General features: G+C 72.9%; 16 protein-coding genes. 9 read left to right on the top strand and 7 right to left on the bottom strand.

Annotated features, from left to right (window positions below; translation table 11 throughout):
- Positions 1 to 12 precede the first annotated feature (12 nt).
- Positions 13 to 618, top strand: coding sequence for a MarC family protein (locus tag OHA91_RS13815; RefSeq protein WP_266497949.1), 606 nt, complete (start codon positions 13 to 15; stop codon positions 616 to 618).
- Positions 619 to 693: 75 nt separating this feature from the next.
- Here OHA91_RS13815 and OHA91_RS13810 read toward each other — a convergent pair whose 3' ends face one another.
- The 3 genes from OHA91_RS13810 to OHA91_RS13800 form a co-directional block, all read right to left on the bottom strand.
- Positions 694 to 846 (bottom strand): hypothetical protein, encoded by a 153-nt coding sequence (locus OHA91_RS13810; RefSeq protein WP_167344722.1) that lies wholly within the window; start codon positions 844 to 846, stop codon positions 694 to 696.
- Positions 847 to 942: 96 nt separating this feature from the next.
- Positions 943 to 1800 carry an alpha/beta fold hydrolase gene (locus OHA91_RS13805; protein ID WP_031151480.1) on the bottom strand — a complete coding sequence of 286 codons (858 nt, stop codon included), beginning with the start codon at positions 1798 to 1800 and terminating at the stop codon, positions 943 to 945.
- A 101-nt stretch (positions 1801 to 1901) separates the two neighbouring features.
- Entirely contained in the window at positions 1902 to 3905 is a 2004-nt protein-coding gene (locus OHA91_RS13800) for a DEAD/DEAH box helicase (RefSeq protein ID WP_456293595.1), read from the bottom strand.
- A gap of 471 nt (positions 3906 to 4376) precedes the next feature.
- Between OHA91_RS13800 and OHA91_RS13795 the strand changes: the two genes are divergently transcribed.
- Positions 4377 to 5135, top strand: coding sequence for a ferritin-like fold-containing protein (locus OHA91_RS13795; RefSeq protein ID WP_328739290.1), 759 nt, complete (start codon positions 4377 to 4379; stop codon positions 5133 to 5135).
- A gap of 104 nt (positions 5136 to 5239) precedes the next feature.
- Here the strand turns inward: OHA91_RS13795 and OHA91_RS13790 are convergent, their stop codons facing one another.
- The 4 genes from OHA91_RS13790 to OHA91_RS13775 form a co-directional block, all read right to left on the bottom strand.
- Positions 5240 to 5542 carry a hypothetical protein gene (locus OHA91_RS13790; RefSeq protein WP_031151487.1) on the bottom strand — a complete coding sequence of 101 codons (303 nt, stop codon included), beginning with the start codon at positions 5540 to 5542 and terminating at the stop codon, positions 5240 to 5242.
- Between the two features lie 109 nt (positions 5543 to 5651).
- Positions 5652 to 5879: a DUF3107 domain-containing protein gene (locus OHA91_RS13785; protein ID WP_031151489.1), complete on the bottom strand. Its 228-nt coding sequence runs from the start codon at positions 5877 to 5879 to the stop codon at positions 5652 to 5654.
- A gap of 168 nt (positions 5880 to 6047) precedes the next feature.
- Positions 6048 to 6686 carry a TetR/AcrR family transcriptional regulator gene (locus OHA91_RS13780; RefSeq protein ID WP_031151491.1) on the bottom strand — a complete coding sequence of 213 codons (639 nt, stop codon included), beginning with the start codon at positions 6684 to 6686 and terminating at the stop codon, positions 6048 to 6050.
- Positions 6687 to 6822: 136 nt separating this feature from the next.
- Complete coding sequence (locus tag OHA91_RS13775; protein ID WP_031151494.1) at positions 6823 to 7038, bottom strand: hypothetical protein; 216 nt, start codon at positions 7036 to 7038, stop codon at positions 6823 to 6825.
- Between the two features lie 133 nt (positions 7039 to 7171).
- Between OHA91_RS13775 and OHA91_RS13770 the strand changes: the two genes are divergently transcribed.
- The 7 genes from OHA91_RS13770 to OHA91_RS13740 all read left to right on the top strand — a co-directional run bounded on the left by OHA91_RS13770 (position 7172) and on the right by OHA91_RS13740 (position 15305).
- Complete coding sequence (locus OHA91_RS13770) at positions 7172 to 8167, top strand: alpha/beta fold hydrolase (protein ID WP_031151495.1); 996 nt, start codon at positions 7172 to 7174, stop codon at positions 8165 to 8167.
- A gap of 5 nt (positions 8168 to 8172) precedes the next feature.
- Positions 8173 to 9603, top strand: a complete 1431-nt coding sequence (locus tag OHA91_RS13765) for a DUF3152 domain-containing protein (protein ID WP_031151497.1) — start codon at positions 8173 to 8175, stop codon at positions 9601 to 9603.
- A 69-nt stretch (positions 9604 to 9672) separates the two neighbouring features.
- On the top strand, positions 9673 to 9768 hold the full coding sequence (locus OHA91_RS13760) for an Ms4533A family Cys-rich leader peptide (protein ID WP_312847296.1): 96 nt from the start codon (positions 9673 to 9675) through the stop codon (positions 9766 to 9768).
- Positions 9769 to 9953: 185 nt separating this feature from the next.
- Complete coding sequence (locus OHA91_RS13755) at positions 9954 to 11693, top strand: ABC transporter substrate-binding protein (RefSeq protein WP_031151500.1); 1740 nt, start codon at positions 9954 to 9956, stop codon at positions 11691 to 11693.
- Positions 11690 to 12676 (top strand): ABC transporter permease, encoded by a 987-nt coding sequence (locus OHA91_RS13750; RefSeq protein WP_031151502.1) that lies wholly within the window; start codon positions 11690 to 11692, stop codon positions 12674 to 12676. Before OHA91_RS13755 ends, OHA91_RS13750 begins: the two co-directional genes overlap by 4 nt.
- Positions 12673 to 13665, top strand: coding sequence for an ABC transporter permease (locus tag OHA91_RS13745; protein ID WP_266497935.1), 993 nt, complete (start codon positions 12673 to 12675; stop codon positions 13663 to 13665). Before OHA91_RS13750 ends, OHA91_RS13745 begins: the two co-directional genes overlap by 4 nt.
- Positions 13662 to 15305: a dipeptide ABC transporter ATP-binding protein gene (locus OHA91_RS13740; RefSeq protein WP_266497932.1), complete on the top strand. Its 1644-nt coding sequence runs from the start codon at positions 13662 to 13664 to the stop codon at positions 15303 to 15305. Before OHA91_RS13745 ends, OHA91_RS13740 begins: the two co-directional genes overlap by 4 nt.
- The last annotated feature ends 92 nt before the right edge of the window (positions 15306 to 15397 follow it).

Genomic DNA, 15397 nt, shown 5'->3' with positions numbered 1-15397 from the left:
CAAGGCATCACTGTGTTCGACTTCGCCGTCTTCGGATCCCTTTTTCTCACCCTTTTTGTGATTATGGACCCCCCGGGGATCACGCCGATCTTCCTGGCGCTGACCTCCGGCCGTCCCGTCAAGGTGCAGCGCCGCATGGCCTGGCAGGCCGTCTGCGTGGCCTTCGGCGTCATCGCGGTCTTCGGCATCTGCGGTCAGCAGATCCTCGACTACCTGCACGTCTCCGTCCCGGCGCTGATGATCGCCGGTGGTCTGCTGCTCCTGCTCATCGCGCTCGACCTGCTCACCGGCAAGACCGACGAGCCCAAGCAGACCAAGGACGTGAACGTCGCCCTGGTCCCGCTCGGCATGCCGCTGCTGGCCGGGCCCGGTGCGATCGTCTCCGTCATCCTCGCCGTCCAGAAGGCGGACGGGTCGGCCGGCCAGATCTCCGTCTGGGCCGCGATCATCGCCATGCACGTCGTGCTGTGGATCACCATGCGCTACTCGCTGGTGATCATCCGGGTCATCAAGGACGGCGGCGTCGTCCTCGTGACCCGGCTCGCCGGCATGATGCTGTCGGCGATCGCCGTCCAGCAGATCATCAACGGCGTGCTCCAGGTCGTCCAGGGCGCCTGACCGCCTGCGACCTCGGTCACGCGAACGCCCCCGCACCGGTCCCGGTGCGGGGGCGTGAACGTTTCGCGCGGAGCGTCAGATGGACGCACTCTCGGCCGGTCGGATCAGGATGCGCTGGCCGACGTACGCGGCCTGCTGCACGATCCGGTTGACGGAGGCCGCGTCCACGACGGTGCTGTCCACGGCGGTCCCGTCGACGTCGTCCAGGCGCAGAATCTCGAAGCGCATGGGGCTTCTCCCTTCGTCAGTGTTCTCCTTGCACTGGTTCAACGAAGTGTAGGCCGCAATCATTCCCTACGCTAAGGAAATTTTTTCACTGGCTAACTACATGCCGGTGGCGGAGTCCCAGAACGAGGCCAGCGCGGCGGCCGTCGTCGCCGGATCCTCGGCGTTCGGGGAGTGCTCGGCCCCCGGGACGACCACCCGCCGAGCACCGAGCCGCTCGGCCATCGCGTCCATCAGCGGGACCGGCCAGGCGTAGTCCACCGCGCCGGACAGCACCAGCTTGGGAAGCGCCACCCGGCTCAGTTCGTCCACCCGATCGGGCTCGCAGATCAGCGCCCGGCCCGTGACGACCAGCTGCTCGGGGACGGTGGCCAGCCACCGCTCGCGCAGGAAGTGCGTCAGCTCGGGGGAGTCCTGGGCCGCGTCCTGCGGGTCGTGCGCCCGCATCGCCGCCCAGATCCCCGGCATGTCGTCGCCCATCGCCTCCAAAGCGGCGACCAGCAGCTTCGTACGCGCCTGCTGCTCCTCGGCGATCGCCGCCGGCCCGCTGCTCAGCAGCGTGAGCGAGGCGAACGGCGACGGGTCGCGCAGCACGGCGGCTCGCGAGATCAGCCCGCCCAGCGAGTGCCCGACGAGGTGCACGCGGTCCACGTCCAGGGCCCTGACCTGCGCGAGGACGTCGCCCGCCAGCTCCTCCAGGCCGTACGCCGACTCCTCGCGCGGGCCGGGCGTCTCGTACTGGCCGCGTCCGTCGACGGCGACCACCCGGTAGCCGGCGGCGGCCAGCGGCTCCAGCAGGCCGATGAAGTCCTCCTTGCTGCCCGTGAAGCCGGGGACCAGCAGGGCGGTGCCGCGGACCGGCTCGCCGGCCTCGTGCACGGCGAAGGGACCGCGGTCGGTGGACAGGCGGTACGCACGGGCGGCGGACGGCAGCGTGAGGCGCGGGGGCTTGCTCATGGCCCGAGGTTACCGGCCCGTAGATTCCGGCACGGCCCGGGTACGCCGACGGCCCCGGCCCCCTCGAAAGGGGACCGGGACCGTCGACGCGGTGCCGGGTCCTACGCCTCGGGCGCGGCCGCGACCTTGCGGGTGCGGGTGCGCTTCGGCTTGGCCGGGGCCTCCTCGGCCACGGCGGCGGCCTCGGTGGCGACCGGAGCGGCCTCGGCGACCTTGCGGGTGCGCGTGCGCTTCGGCTTGGCCGGGGCCTCCTCGGCCACGGCGGCGGCCTCGGCGGCGACCGGAGCGGCCTCCGCGACCTTGCGGGTACGGGTGCGCTTCGGCTTGGCCGGGGCCTCCTCGGCCACGGCAACCGCCGGGGCCTCGGCGACCGGGGTCACCGGCGCGGCCACGGCCTTGCGGGTGCGGCGCGCCCGGACCGGCTCGACGGGCGGGGCCATCTGGAAGTCCGGCTCCGGAGCCGACTCCACGACCCGGCGCGGGCGTCGCGCCCGGACGGGCGCCGGCTCGACGAGCGGGGCCATCTGGAAGTCCGGCTCCGGGGCGCTCTCCACGACCTTGCGGGTGCGGGCGCGCCGCGGCTTGGCCGGGGCCTCCTCGGCGACCGGGGCCACCTCGGCCGCGGGAGCCGCAGCCACGCGAGCCTCGGCCACCGGGGCCTCGGCCACTGCCGCCGGGGCGGACTGCACCGGCACCGCACCCACACGGGTCCGGCGGCGGCGCGGCCTGCGCGGCTCGTCGCCGGCCGGTGCCTGCGGGGCCTCGGCCACCGGGGACACGGCGTCCTGCTCGGCGCCGAGCTCGGACCCGCCCCGCGTACGGCGGCGCTGCCGCGGCGTACGGGTACGGGCAGGACGCTCCTCGGTCACCGTGGCGGCCTGCGCGGAGCGGCCGCCACGGCCACCGCGGCCGCCGGTCTCGCCCAGGTCCTCCAGGTCCTCGGCCTTCAGGCCGGCCCGCGTGCGCTCGGCGCGCGGCAGGATGCCCTTGGTGCCGGCCGGGATGTTCAGCTGCTCGAACAGGTGCGGCGACGTGGAGTACGTCTCGACCGGCTCGTGGAAGTCCAGCTCCAGCGCCTTGTTGATCAGCTGCCAGCGCGGGATGTCGTCCCAGTCGACCAGGGTGACGGCGATGCCCTTGTTGCCCGCGCGGCCGGTACGGCCCACGCGGTGCAGGAAGGTCTTCTCGTCCTCCGGCGTCTGGTAGTTGATGACGTGGGTCACGCCCTCGACGTCGATGCCGCGCGCGGCGACGTCGGTGCACACCAGTACGTCGACCTTGCCGTTGCGGAACGCGCGCAGGGCCTGCTCGCGCGCGCCCTGGCCCAGGTCGCCGTGGACGGCGCCGGACGCGAAGCCGCGCCGCTCCAGCTGCTCGGCGATGTCGGCCGCCGTGCGCTTGGTACGGCAGAAGATCATGGCCAGGCCACGGCCCTCGGCCTGCAGGATGCGGGAGACCAGCTCCGGCTTGTCCATGTTGTGCGCACGGAAGACGTGCTGCGCGATGTTGGCGACGGTCGCGCCCTCGCCGTCCTCGGAGACGGCGCGGATGTGCGTCGGCTGCGTCATGTACCGGCGGGCCAGGCCGATGACCGCGCCCGGCATGGTCGCCGAGAACAGCATCGTCTGACGCTTCGGGGGCAGGTAGGCCATGATCTTCTCGACGTCGGGCAGGAAGCCCAGGTCGAGCATCTCGTCGGCCTCGTCGAGGACGAGCGCACGGACGCGCGACAGGTCGAGCTTGCGCTGCCCGGCCAGGTCGAGCAGGCGGCCCGGGGTGCCGACGATCACGTCGACGCCCTTGTTGAGGGCCTCGACCTGCGGCTCGTAGGCGCGGCCGCCGTATATGGCCAGGACGCGGACGTTGCGGACCTTGCCGGCGGTCAGGAGGTCGTTGGTGACCTGGGTGCACAGCTCGCGGGTCGGAACCACCACGAGGGCCTGCGGGGCGTCGGTCAGCTGGTCGGGCGTGGCCCGGCCGGCCTCGACGTCCGCGGGGACGACGACCCGCTCCAGCAGGGGAAGGCCGAAACCGAGCGTCTTGCCGGTTCCGGTCTTGGCCTGGCCGATGACGTCCGTGCCGGAGAGGGCGACGGGGAGGGTCATCTCCTGGATGGGGAAGGGGGACACGATGCCGACGGCCTCAAGGGCTTCGGCAGTCTCGGGAAAGATCCCGAGGTCTCGGAACGTAGTCAGGGTGCTGCCTCTTCTGTGAGACGCGGCGCGAGGCGGCGAGGGGGGTCCTACCGTGCTGTGCTTGCAGTACTGCCACGTACGAAGCTGCGCGGGACCACTGGCCTTCGCTCAAGCGCATCTGCCGCTGAGGGGGCCCCTCGTGGGAGGCGGTACGCATGGACGTACGCACCACACCGAGGGCGGTCGGTTGGAGCCGATCGGGCCACCGACCGGGCATCCTCATTCGGATGGCCCGCCGAGTATTCGGCAGGCGCATTACCACTGTACCCCGGAATCGCGCAGGTGTGTCGGGTGAATTCACCGGGTAGGTGGGTTTAGGTGGACAGGCTGGGAGTAGACGTGGTGCCTTGAGGGGCCATTCGGCGGGCTATTGTGCGGAGCATGCCGACCGTAGAAAACGCCTCGCCCGCCGACGACAGCAACCCCGCCGAGGCCACGTGGATCGCCTCGCAGGACTGGGCGACCGCATCTGCCTCGCCGCAGTACCGGGCCGCCGTCGTGGACCTGCTCGGCGCGCTCGCCTACGGGGAGCTCGCGGCCTTCGAGCGCCTCGCGGAGGACGCGAAGCTCGCGCCCACCCTGGACGACAAGGCCGAGCTCGCCGCGATGGCCTCCGCCGAATTCCATCACTTCGAGCGGCTCCGGGACCGCCTCACGAAGATCGAGGCCGAGCCCACCGCCGCCATGGAGCCCTTCGCGCAGGGCGTCGACGCCTTCCACCGCCAGACCGCCCCGTCGGACTGGCTGGAGGGCCTGGTCAAGGCGTACGTCGGCGACTCCATCGCCAGTGACTTCTACCGCGAGGTCGCCTCGCACCTGGACACCGACACCCGCGCCCTCGTGCTCGGTGTGCTCGACGACACCGGCCACGGCAACTTCGCCGTCGAGAAGGTGCGCGCCGCGATCGAGGCCGACCCCCGCTGCGGCGGCCGGCTCGCGCTGTGGGCGCGCCGCCTGATGGGCGAGGCCCTCTCGCAGGCCCAGCGCGTGGTCGCCGAACGCGACGCGCTCTCGACCATGCTGGTCGGCGGCGTCGACGGGATGGCGGCCGGCTTCGACCTCGCGGCCGTCGGCGAGATGTTCACCCGCATCACCAAGGCCCACACCAAGCGGATGGCGGCCCTCGGCCTCGCCGCCTGACCGGACCCTCCCGTACGTACGTCGGCCCCGGCGCGCCAAGTGCGCGCCGGGGCCGACGTACGTACGTGGTCGGGGAAGCGGGCCTCACGGGCCGGCTTCAGGGGTCACCCCCGCGACGGGAGCGAAAACGGAGTCCTGTGGGGACGCCTGCGGGGCCCGTGGGCCGGACGGAGCAGCAGCGACAGCACCACGGCCGACACCAGCACCGCGCCGACGAACGTCGCCAACAGGGTGTTGTGTCCCGGGCCCAGCGCGAAGTGGGTGAGATAGGCGCCGAACAGCGCTCCCACCACCCCGCTGACCAGCACCACGCGCCGAGAAGGAAGTCGGGGCTCGAGCCCTCGGACGGCTGCGGCGGACAGGGCGAGCCCCAGCAGTGCGGCGCCGAGCACTTCCATCAGCAGCATCAGGTCTCTCCCATACGTCAGGGCAAACCGGGTCACTGCGGTCCTACCCGAAGCGGAAGAAAGAGAAACGGCCCGGTGGAATCAACCACCGGGCCGTTTCGGACAGTTCTCAGAGCGCTCCGAAACCGACCTTGCGCGCGGTCGGCTCACCCAGGTCGACGTACGACAGACGGTCGGACGGCACCAGGACCTTGCGGCCCTTGTTGTCGGTGAGGCTCAGCAGGGGCGCCTGGCCGGACAGCGCGGCGGCGACGATGCCCTCCAGCTCCTCGGCGCTCAGGTCGCTCTCCAGCACGATCTCCCGGGGTGCGTGCTGCACGCCGATCTTGACCTCCACGGCTTTGTCCCTCCGACGATCCGGTTCGCGCGATCAGCCGCGCCGTACGCGGTCCACATTAGCCCGGAGAGGGGATGCGGACCGCGCAGAGCGGACACGCTCGCAGCGAACACCGGCGGGACGTCGCCGGAGCCGCGCCGCGGTGACGGCGTGACGGCCGTCGGGCCGTCAGGATTCAGTGCCGTGCAGCGGGAAGCCGGCGATGCCGCGCCAGGCGAGCGAGGTGAGCAGGCCGACCGCCGTCTCGCGGGCGACCGGGCTCTCGCTGGAGAGCCAGTAGCGGGCCACCACCTGCGAGACCCCGCCCAGGCCCACGGCCAGCAGCATCGACTCGTCCTTGGACAGGCCGGTGTCCTCGGCGATGACGTCGGAGATCGCCTCCGCGCACTGGAGCGAGACGCGGTCGACGCGCTCGCGCACCGCGGGCTCGTTCGTCAGGTCGGACTCGAAGACCAGCCGGAAGGCGCCGCCCTCGTCCTCCACGTACGCGAAGTAGGCGTCCATGGTGGCGGCCACGCGCAGCTTGTTGTCCGTCGTCGACGCGAGAGCCGTGCGCACGGACAGCAGCAGCGCCTCGCAGTGCTGGTCCAGCAGGGCCAGGTACAGGTCGAGCTTGCCCGGGAAGTGCTGGTAGAGCACCGGCTTGCTCACCCCGGCGCGCTCGGCGATGTCGTCCATCGCGGCCGCGTGGTAACCCTGGGCGACGAACACCTCCTGGGCCGCGCCCAGCAGCTGGTTGCGCCGGGCCCGGCGCGGCAGTCGCGTGCCCCGCGGACGCGCTGCCTCGGTCTGCTCGATGGCTGTCACGCCGCCTCCCACTTTCTCTCGGAACACAGGCGCTCTGCGCCGCGCCGCCATCGTACTTTTCGGTAACCGAATCTGGGGGGTCCAAGCCGAGTTTTCTCGCGGTACGGACGGCCCGGAGGTGCTGGTCAGCGGTCGGTCAGCGGTAGTCGTCCTCGTCCAGCTGCACCACGCGCGCCTGCTCGGCGGCGTCGCCGTCCGCGGCCTGGCCCGCCTCGCGGCCGGCGTCGGGGTCGTCCTCGCCAGGCCGGAGATCGGCCTGCTGCTCCGCCACATCCGCCTCGGGCGCCTCAGGATCGAGGGATTCCGGAAACCGCTCCCGGAAGGTGTCCGGCTCCGCAGGGTCGACAGTCATTGCCGCTCCCCTCGCTTCCTTGTGTCACTTACGAGCCTAGGAGGATCGCGGGGGCACCGCTATGCGGATCCGCGATGAGACTGTGACCGCGAACACAACAAGTGGAACGTGATCGTCTCGTAACATTGCCCGCATGTCTTCGACCGAGCTGCCGGGCGTACGGTCCGCCGCCGAACCGTCCTCCCCCCTGGGAGCGGTCCGGCTGGCCGACGGGGAGCAGCTGCGCACCGCCGTGCTGCCCGGGCTGGAACTGGCCGTCCGGGTGCGCCCGCCCCGACGCGACGGCCTGCCGCCCGCCCTCTTCGTGCACGGCCTGGGCGGCTCCTCGCAGAACTGGTCGGCGCTCATGGAGCAGCTGGCGGACACCGTCGACGGCGAGGCCGTGGACCTGCCCGGCTTCGGCTGGTCCCCGCCGCCCGCCGACCGCGACTACTCCGTCACCGCGCTCGCGCGGGCCGTCATCCGCCACCTCGACGCCGCCGGGCGCGGGCCGGTCCACCTCTTCGGGAACTCCCTGGGCGGCGCCGTCTCCACCCGGGTCGCGGCCGTCCGCCCCGACCTCGTGCGCACCCTGACGCTGGTCTCGCCCGCCCTCCCCGAGCTGCGCGTGCAGCGGTCGGCCGTGCCGACCGCGCTCCTGGCCCTGCCCGGGGTGGCCGCCCTCTTCAGCCGGATGATGCAGGGCCTCAGCGCGGAACAGCGCACCCGTGGGGTGACGGACCTCTGTTACGGAGACCCCTCCCGGGTGACTCCGGAAGGGTTCCGCAACGCCGTGGAGGAGATGGAGCGCCGGATGGCGCTCCCGTACTTCTGGGACGCGATGACCCGCACCTCGCGCGGCATCGTCGACGCCTACACCCTCGGCGGCCAGCACGGACTGTGGCGGCAGGCGCAGCGGGTGCTCGCCCCGTCCCTGCTGGTCTACGGTGGCCGGGACCAACTGGTCTCGTACCGCATGGCGCACAGGGCGGCCGCGGCCTTCCGGGGTTCGCGGCTGCTGACCCTGCCCGAGGCCGGGCACGTGGCGATGATGGAGTACCCCGAGGTGGTGGCCGCCGCCTTCACGGAGCTGCTGCGCGATACCCGCGCAGGGGCTGCGGACCGGGACACCGAAGACGGCAGGGGCTGAGAGCCGTGGGACGACACAGTCGAAAATCCGGGGCGCCCGCTCCGGAGTCCGCTCCGGCGCCGGCGCCTGCAGCAGCGCGCCCGCAGGCGCAGCCGGGTACCGCCGCGTACGACGACCGGTCCGCGTACGACGCGTTCGGCAACGACGTCTTCGGCAACGACGACCCGTTCGCCGGGTGGCCCGAGACGACCGTCACGCACCACGGATACGTGTCCCAGGACCGCCCCGCCGCCGGAGCGCGCGACGGCGGCCACCCCCAGCAGTACGAGACCGGCGGCGCCTGGGGTGCCGGACCCGACTCCGTGTACGGGGACTGGCGCGGCGTACCCCGCCCGCGCTCCGGTGACGACCCCGCGCCCGCGGCGAGGGCGGCGGCCCCCGCCGCCCCGCGGGACTACGACACGCCGGCCTTCGGCACGCCCGCGGTGGGCTTCCCGCAGGTCACGTTCGAAGAGCCGGCCCCCCGGGCGCCCGAGCCCGCACCCGCTGCCGCGCCGGACCCCGTCACCTCCACCGGCTCGCACCGCCTCGTGCCCGGCCCCCGGGTGCCGGCCGATCCCGTCGAGGAGCGGCCCGCCTCCGGCCGCGGCAAGAAGGCCCTGACGTACACCGGCATGGCCGCGGCCGCGGTCACCACCGTCCTCGCGGTGGTCGTCGCCGGCCAGGCGTTCCTCGACACGGACGCCGAGGAGACCAGGGCCGGCGCGCCCGCCGCCACGGAGAAGGAGCGCAGCGACACGGCTGCCTCCCGCTCCGACGGCCGGCCGACCCCGAACGGCGGCGCGGCCGCACCCGTCGCGCCGTCCGCCGCCGCGCCCGCACCCGCGCCGGAGCTGACGTACGAACAGCAGATGGCCGCGCAGCTGCCCCTCGACCCGAAGCTCACCGGGCCCGGCACCTTCGACACCGTGCCGGGCGTGGCCAAGGGCCCCGGCAAGGGCAAGGTCGTGCGCTACCGCGTCGACGTCGAGCAGGGCCTGGGCCTGGACCCGATGCTCTTCGCCGAGGCCGTCCACCGCACTCTCAACGACGACCGCAGCTGGGGCCACGGCGGCACGAAGACCTTCGAGCGGGTACCGGGCGGCGAGGCGGACTTCGTGATCACCCTCGCCAGCCCCGGCACCACCGGCGTCTGGTGCGCCAAGTCCGACCTCGACACCGTCGTCGGCAACGTGTCCTGCGACTCGGCGAAGACCGAGCGCGTGATGATCAACGCCTTCCGGTGGGCCCAGGGGTCCGAGACCTACGGTCCGGACCAGATGTTCGCCTACCGCCAGATGCTCATCAACCACGAGGTCGGCCACCGGCTCGGCCACGGCCACGTCAACTGCCGCACCCCCGGAGCGCTCGCCCCGGTCATGCAGCAGCAGACCAAGTCCCTCAACCTCGACGGCATCCAGTGCAGGCCCAACCCCTGGGCGTTCCCCGGGAATTGAGGCAGCGCCCGGTCAACGGGCCGGTGGTCGCGTTGACAAGGTGTCCGATCATCGGCCATCGTTCTCCGCATGTCGCACCGCCACACCCTGACCGCGAGCGCCGCCATTGAGCTGGCGCTCCTCGGTGTGGCCGCGCACAGCGTGGCCGACATCTTCTGTCGCTGACGCCGGCCCGACCGCGCAGCGACCCTTCTCGTCCCTTTCGTGACGCCGCCGCGCCCGGGCACGCCCATGCCCGCAGGCGCGGCCTCCTCCTGTTCGGTGCCGGTCCGGTACCGCCGCTGATCGCTGATCGCCGCCCCTCGCGTGGCCCTTGTCGTTCTTCCTTCACGCCGAGAGGTCCTTCTCCGATGCCCAGTCAGTCCCACATATCGCGCCGCGTGGCCGCGGCCGCCGTCAGCCTCGTACTGGCCGGGGGCGCCGCCGCCTGCGGTCCCAAGGGCGGCGCGGACGGGGCCGGTGCCGCCGACGGCAAGCCCGGCGCCGCGGGTGCTCCGCAGAAGGGCGGCACCCTGACCGTCCTCAACTCCGAGCCGCAGAACGACTTCGACCCGGCCCGGCTCTACACCTCGGGCGGCGGAAACGTTCCCTCGCTGGTCTTCCGCACCCTGACCACCCGCAACCGCGAGGACGGCGCGGCCGGCACCAAGGTCGTGCCCGACCTGGCCACCGACACCGGCCGGCCCAACGCCGACGCCACCGAGTGGACCTACACCCTCAAGGACGGCCTCAAGTACGAGGACGGCTCCCCGATCACCACCGCCGACATCAAGTACGGCATCGAGCGGTCCTTCGCCGCCGAGCTGTCGGGCGGAGCCCCGTACCTGCGCGACTGGCTGGTCGGCGGCGAGTCGTACGAGGGCCCCTACAAGGACGGCGGCAAGGGGCTCGACTCGATCGTCGTGCCCGACGCGAAGACGATCGTCTTCAAACTGCGCAAGCCCGAGGGCGAGTTCCCCTTCGTCGCCACGCAGACGCAGTTCGCCCCCGTCCCCAAGGCCAAGGACACCGGGGCCAAGTACGAGGAGCACCCGGTCTCCTCCGGCCCCTACAAGGTCGTCAAGAACGAGAACGACGGCGAGCACCTCAGCCTGGAGCGCAACGAGCACTGGGACGAGAAGACCGACGAGGAGCGCAAGGCCTACCCGGACAGGATCGACGTCCGCTCCGGTCTCGACTCCGCCGTCATCAACCAGCGCCTGACCACCAGCGCCGGCCCCGACGCGGCCGCCATCACCACCGACACCAACCTCGGCCCGGCGGAGCTCGCGCAGATCGGCGACAACAAGGAGCTCGCCGGCCGCGTCGGCACCGGCCACTTCGGCTACATCAACTACATCGCCTTCAACCCGAAGGTCGCGCCCTTCGACAACCCGAAGGTCCGCCAGGCCGTCTCCCACGCGATCAACCGCACCAGCGTGGTCAACGCCGCCGGCGGCTCCGCGCTGGCCGAGCCCGCCACCACCTTCCTGCCCGAGCGCGAGGCCTTCGGCTTCGCCCCGTACGACCACTTCCCGGCGGGCAGGACCGGCGACCCGGCCAAGGCGAAGGAACTGCTGAAGGAAGCTGGCTTCCCCGACGGCCTCACCGTCACCCTGACCCACTCCACCGCGCAGAACCGCCAGACCAGCCCCGAGGTCGCCACCGCCGTCCAGCAGGCGCTCGCCGCCGCCGGCATCACCGTCAAGCTGGAGGGCCTGGAGAACAACGCCTTCAACGAGCGGCGCTGGGACGCCAAGAACACCCCCGGCTTCTTCCTCTCCCGCTGGGGCGCCGACTGGCCGTCCGGCGGCCCCTTCCTCGCGCCCATCTTCGACGGCCGGCAGATCGTGACCGGCGGCTCCAACTACAACCACGCGCAGCTCGACGACCCGGCCGTCAACGCCGAGATCGACGAGATCGCCAAGCTGACCGACCTCGCCGCGGCCGGCAAGCGCTGGGGAGCCCTCGACAAGAAGATCGGCGAGCAGGCCCTCACCGTGCCGCTCTTCCACCCGGTCTACAAGCGGCTCGTCGGCAAGGACGTCAAGAACGTCGTCATCAGCGACTGGACCGGCGTCCTCGACATCTCGCAGGTCGCGGTCAAGTGAGCATCGCCCTCGAACGGTCCGCGCCGGCACCCGGGGCCGTCCCCCCGGGCGCCGGCGCCGGACGCCAGGTGTGGCGGCGGCTGCGCCGACGGCCCTCCGCCGTCGCGGCCGCCGCCGTCCTGGCCCTGCTCGTCCTTCTCGCCCTCGCCGCCCCGCTGCTCGCGCAGCTCACCGGCCAGGACCCGAACACGTACCACGACGACCTCGTGGACTCCGCCCGCGGCGGCGTCCCGACCGGCTCCTTCGGCGGCATCTCCGCCGACCACTGGCTCGGCGTCGAGCCGGGCACCGGCCGCGACCTGTTCACCCGGCTCCTCTACGGAGCGCGCGTCTCGCTGCTCGTCGCCCTCGGCGCGGTCGCCGTGCAGACGTTCGTCGGCGTCGCCGTCGGACTCGCCGCCGCACTCGGCGGGCGCATCGCCGGCCAGCTCATCGGGCGGTTCACCGACGTCATGATCGCGCTGCCGATGCTGGTCATCGGCATCGCCCTCACCGCCGTCGTCCCGCCCGACTTCCCCCGCCCGCTGCTGCTCGTCCTCATCATCGGACTGCTCGACTGGGGCGGCACCGCCCGGATGGTGCGCGCCCAGGCCCTCGCCCTGCGCGGCCTCGACTTCGTGGACGCCGCCCGGCTCTCCGGAGGGGGAGGCAGGCTGCGCATCGCCCGCCGCGAGCTGCTGCCCTCGCTGGCCGCACCCGTGATCACCTACGCCGCGATCAAGGTGCCCACCGCCATCGTGGCCGAGGCCTCGCTGTCCTTCCTGGGCGTCGGCGTGAAGCCGCCCACGCCCTCCTGGGGGCAGATGCTCTCCAGCGCCCAGACCTGGTTCCGCGCCGACCCGGCCTACGTCCTGCTCCCCGCCGGGCTGCTCTTCGCCACCGTGCTCGCCTTCACCGTGCTCGGCGACGCCGTCCGCACGGCACTCGACCCGCGCGAAGGCTCCCGCCTGCGGGTCGGCACCAGAAAGGAGCGCAAGGGGTGACCCGCTTCGTACTCAAACGGACCGGCGGCGCACTGCTCGTGCTGCTCGCCCTGTCCGTCATCGTCTACTCCCTCTTCTACCTGGCCCCCGGCGACCCCGCCCGCCTCGCCTGCGGCGAGCGCTGCAACCCGCAGCAGATCGCGCAGGTCCGCGAACAGCTCGGGCTGAACGAGTCCTCCGTCGCCCAGTACCTGCACTTCCTCCAGGGGCTGGTGGCCGGCCGCGACCACTCCGCCGGCGCCGGGCTGGTCCTGCACTGCGACGCGCCCTGCCTGGGCCTCTCGTACCAGACCGACCAGCAGGTCACCGAGCTGATCCTGACCAGGCTGCCCGCCACCCTGTCGCTCGCGCTGGGAGCCCTGGCGATCTGGCTGCTGGTCGGCGTCGGCACCGGACTGCTGTCCGCGCTGCGCCGCGGCGGCATCACCGAACGCCTGCTGACCGTCCTCACCCTCGCCGGGACCGGCACCCCCGTCTTCATCCTCGGGCTGCTGCTGCTCATGGCGGTCTGCGCGTACCTCCAGTGGCTGCCGTTCCCGACGTACGTGCCGCTGACCGAAGACCCCGAGCAGTGGGCCTGGAACCTGCTGCTGCCATGGCTCACGCTCGGCCTCTTCGAGAGCGCCAAGTACGCTCGGCTCACGCGCAGTTCGACCCTGGAGACACTCGCCGAGGACCACATCCGCACCTTCCGCGCCTACGGGGTGGGGGAGCGGGCCCTGGTCACCCGGCACGCGGTGCGCGGCGCCGTCGCCCCCGTGATCGCCCTCAGCGCCGTCGACTTCGGCACGATGATCGGCGGCGCGGTGCTGACGGAATCGCTGTTCGGGATCCCCGGACTCGGCAAGACCCTCATCGACGCGGTGCGGGTCGTGGACCTGCCCGTGGTCGTGGGCGTCGTCCTGGCGATCGGCACGGCCGTGGTCGTCGCGGGCGCCGTCGCCGACCTGCTGTACGCGGCCGCGGACCGAAGGGTGGCCCTCGCATGACGCAGACGCTGGTGGAGGTCGCCGCTCTCACGGTCGACTTCCCCGTCGGCGGCGCCGACGCGTACGTACGGGCCGTGGACGGGGTCTCCTTCACCCTGGAGGCGGGCCGCGCCCTGGGCATCGTGGGCGAGTCCGGCAGCGGCAAGTCCACCGTGGCCGCCGCCCTGCTCGGCCTGCACCGCGGCACGGGCGCGCGGCTGTCCGGCACCGTCCGGGTCGGCGGCACCGACGTGGCCGCGGCCGCACCCGCCGAGCTGCGCCGCCTGCGCGGCGGGACGGCCGCCATGGTCTTCCAGGACCCGCTCAGCTCCCTGGACCCGTACCTCGCCATCGGCGACCAGATCGCCGAGGTCCACCGGATCCACTCGGGCGCCTCCCGGCGGGCCGCCCGCGCCCGGGCCGTCGAGGTGCTCGACAGGGTGGGCATCGCGGACGCCGTGCGCCGCTCCCGTGCGCGGCCGCACGAGTTCAGCGGCGGCATGCGGCAGCGGGCCCTCATCGCGATGGCGCTGGCCTGCGAGCCGCGGCTGTTGATCGCCGACGAGCCGACCACCGCGCTGGACGTCACCGTCCAGGCCCAGATCCTGGACCTGCTGCACGGGCTGCGCGAGGAGCGCGGACTCGGCCTGCTGCTGGTCACCCACGACGTGGGCGTGGCCGCGGAGAGCGTGGACGAGCTGCTGGTGATGCGGGACGGCTCCGCCGTGGAACGCGGGCCGGTGGCCTCCGTGCTGGCCGCACCGGCCGAGCCGTACACGCGTGCGCTGCTGGCGGCGGTGCCGAGGCTGGACGGGCCGCGCCGCACCCCGGACCCCGCCCCGGCCCCGGCGTCGGACGGCACCACCGAGCCCGTCGTCGAAGCCGTCGGACTGCGCCGGGAGTTCGGCCGGCGCGGGCGCCGGGTCGCCGCCGTCGCCGGGGTGTCCCTCGCCGTGCGCGCCGGGGAGACCCTCGGCATCGTCGGCGAGAGCGGCTCCGGCAAGAGCACGCTCGGGCGGATGCTCGTCGGACTGGTGGAGCCCGACTCCGGCCAGGTCCGGCACGGGGGCGTCCCCGCCACCGGGATCACGGACGGGGTGCAGATGGTCTTCCAGGACCCGGTCTCCTCCCTCAACCCGCGCCGCTCCATCGGCGAGTCCGTCGCCGACCCGCTGCGCGCGGCCGGGGAACGGGACGAGGCGGCCCTGCGCGCCCGCGTCGGGGAACTGCTGGAGCGCGTCGGGCTGGAGGCCGGGCACTACGACCGCTACCCGCACGAGTTCAGCGGCGGCCAGCGCCAGCGGGTCGGCATCGCCCGGGCGCTGGCGCCCCGGCCCCGGCTGATCGTCTGCGACGAGCCCGTCTCGGCCCTCGACGTGACCACGCAGGCGCAGGTCACCGCCCTGCTGGCGGAACTCCAGCGGGAGTTCGGCATCGCCCTGGTCTTCATCGCGCACGACCTGGCCGTGGTCCGGCAGGTCAGCGACAGGGTCGCCGTCATGCGGGCCGGCGAGATCGTGGAGGAGGGCCCGGTGGACGAGGTGTACGACCGTCCGGCCCACCCCTACACGCGCCGACTGCTGGCCGCCGTGCCGGCACTCGACCCGGGGCTGGCCGCGGAACGCCGCACGTCGCGCCAGGAGGCCTTCGCCACCGCCTAGTTCAGGCCCTTCGGGGCTGTACTTCTAGCGTGCTCGAACGCGAACCGTACGGGAAAGTTACGACTCTTCACCCCTTCCGGTGGCGCGACGGA

Origin of the sequence: Streptomyces erythrochromogenes (genome assembly GCF_036170895.1) — a bacterium.
In the GTDB taxonomy this organism is placed as follows: Bacteria; Actinomycetota; Actinomycetes; order Streptomycetales; family Streptomycetaceae; genus Streptomyces; species Streptomyces erythrochromogenes.
This window is presented reverse-complemented; position numbering and strand designations above follow the sequence as displayed.

Coding starts and splice junctions, on each gene's coding strand:
- OHA91_RS13760 (WP_312847296.1), top strand. CDS start 9,673: ATGTCGCACCGCCACACCCTGACCGCGAGCGCCGCCATTGAGCTGGCG.
- OHA91_RS13740 (WP_266497932.1), top strand. CDS start 13,662: ATGACGCAGACGCTGGTGGAGGTCGCCGCTCTCACGGTCGACTTCCCC.
- OHA91_RS13800 (WP_456293595.1), bottom strand. CDS start 3,905: ATGACCCTCCCCGTCGCCCTCTCCGGCACGGACGTCATCGGCCAGGCC.
- OHA91_RS13810 (WP_167344722.1), bottom strand. CDS start 846: ATGCGCTTCGAGATTCTGCGCCTGGACGACGTCGACGGGACCGCCGTG.
- OHA91_RS13755 (WP_031151500.1), top strand. CDS start 9,954: ATGCCCAGTCAGTCCCACATATCGCGCCGCGTGGCCGCGGCCGCCGTC.
- OHA91_RS13770 (WP_031151495.1), top strand. CDS start 7,172: ATGTCTTCGACCGAGCTGCCGGGCGTACGGTCCGCCGCCGAACCGTCC.
- OHA91_RS13795 (WP_328739290.1), top strand. CDS start 4,377: ATGCCGACCGTAGAAAACGCCTCGCCCGCCGACGACAGCAACCCCGCC.
- OHA91_RS13775 (WP_031151494.1), bottom strand. CDS start 7,038: ATGACTGTCGACCCTGCGGAGCCGGACACCTTCCGGGAGCGGTTTCCG.
- OHA91_RS13805 (WP_031151480.1), bottom strand. CDS start 1,800: ATGAGCAAGCCCCCGCGCCTCACGCTGCCGTCCGCCGCCCGTGCGTAC.
- OHA91_RS13790 (WP_031151487.1), bottom strand. CDS start 5,542: ATGCTGCTGATGGAAGTGCTCGGCGCCGCACTGCTGGGGCTCGCCCTG.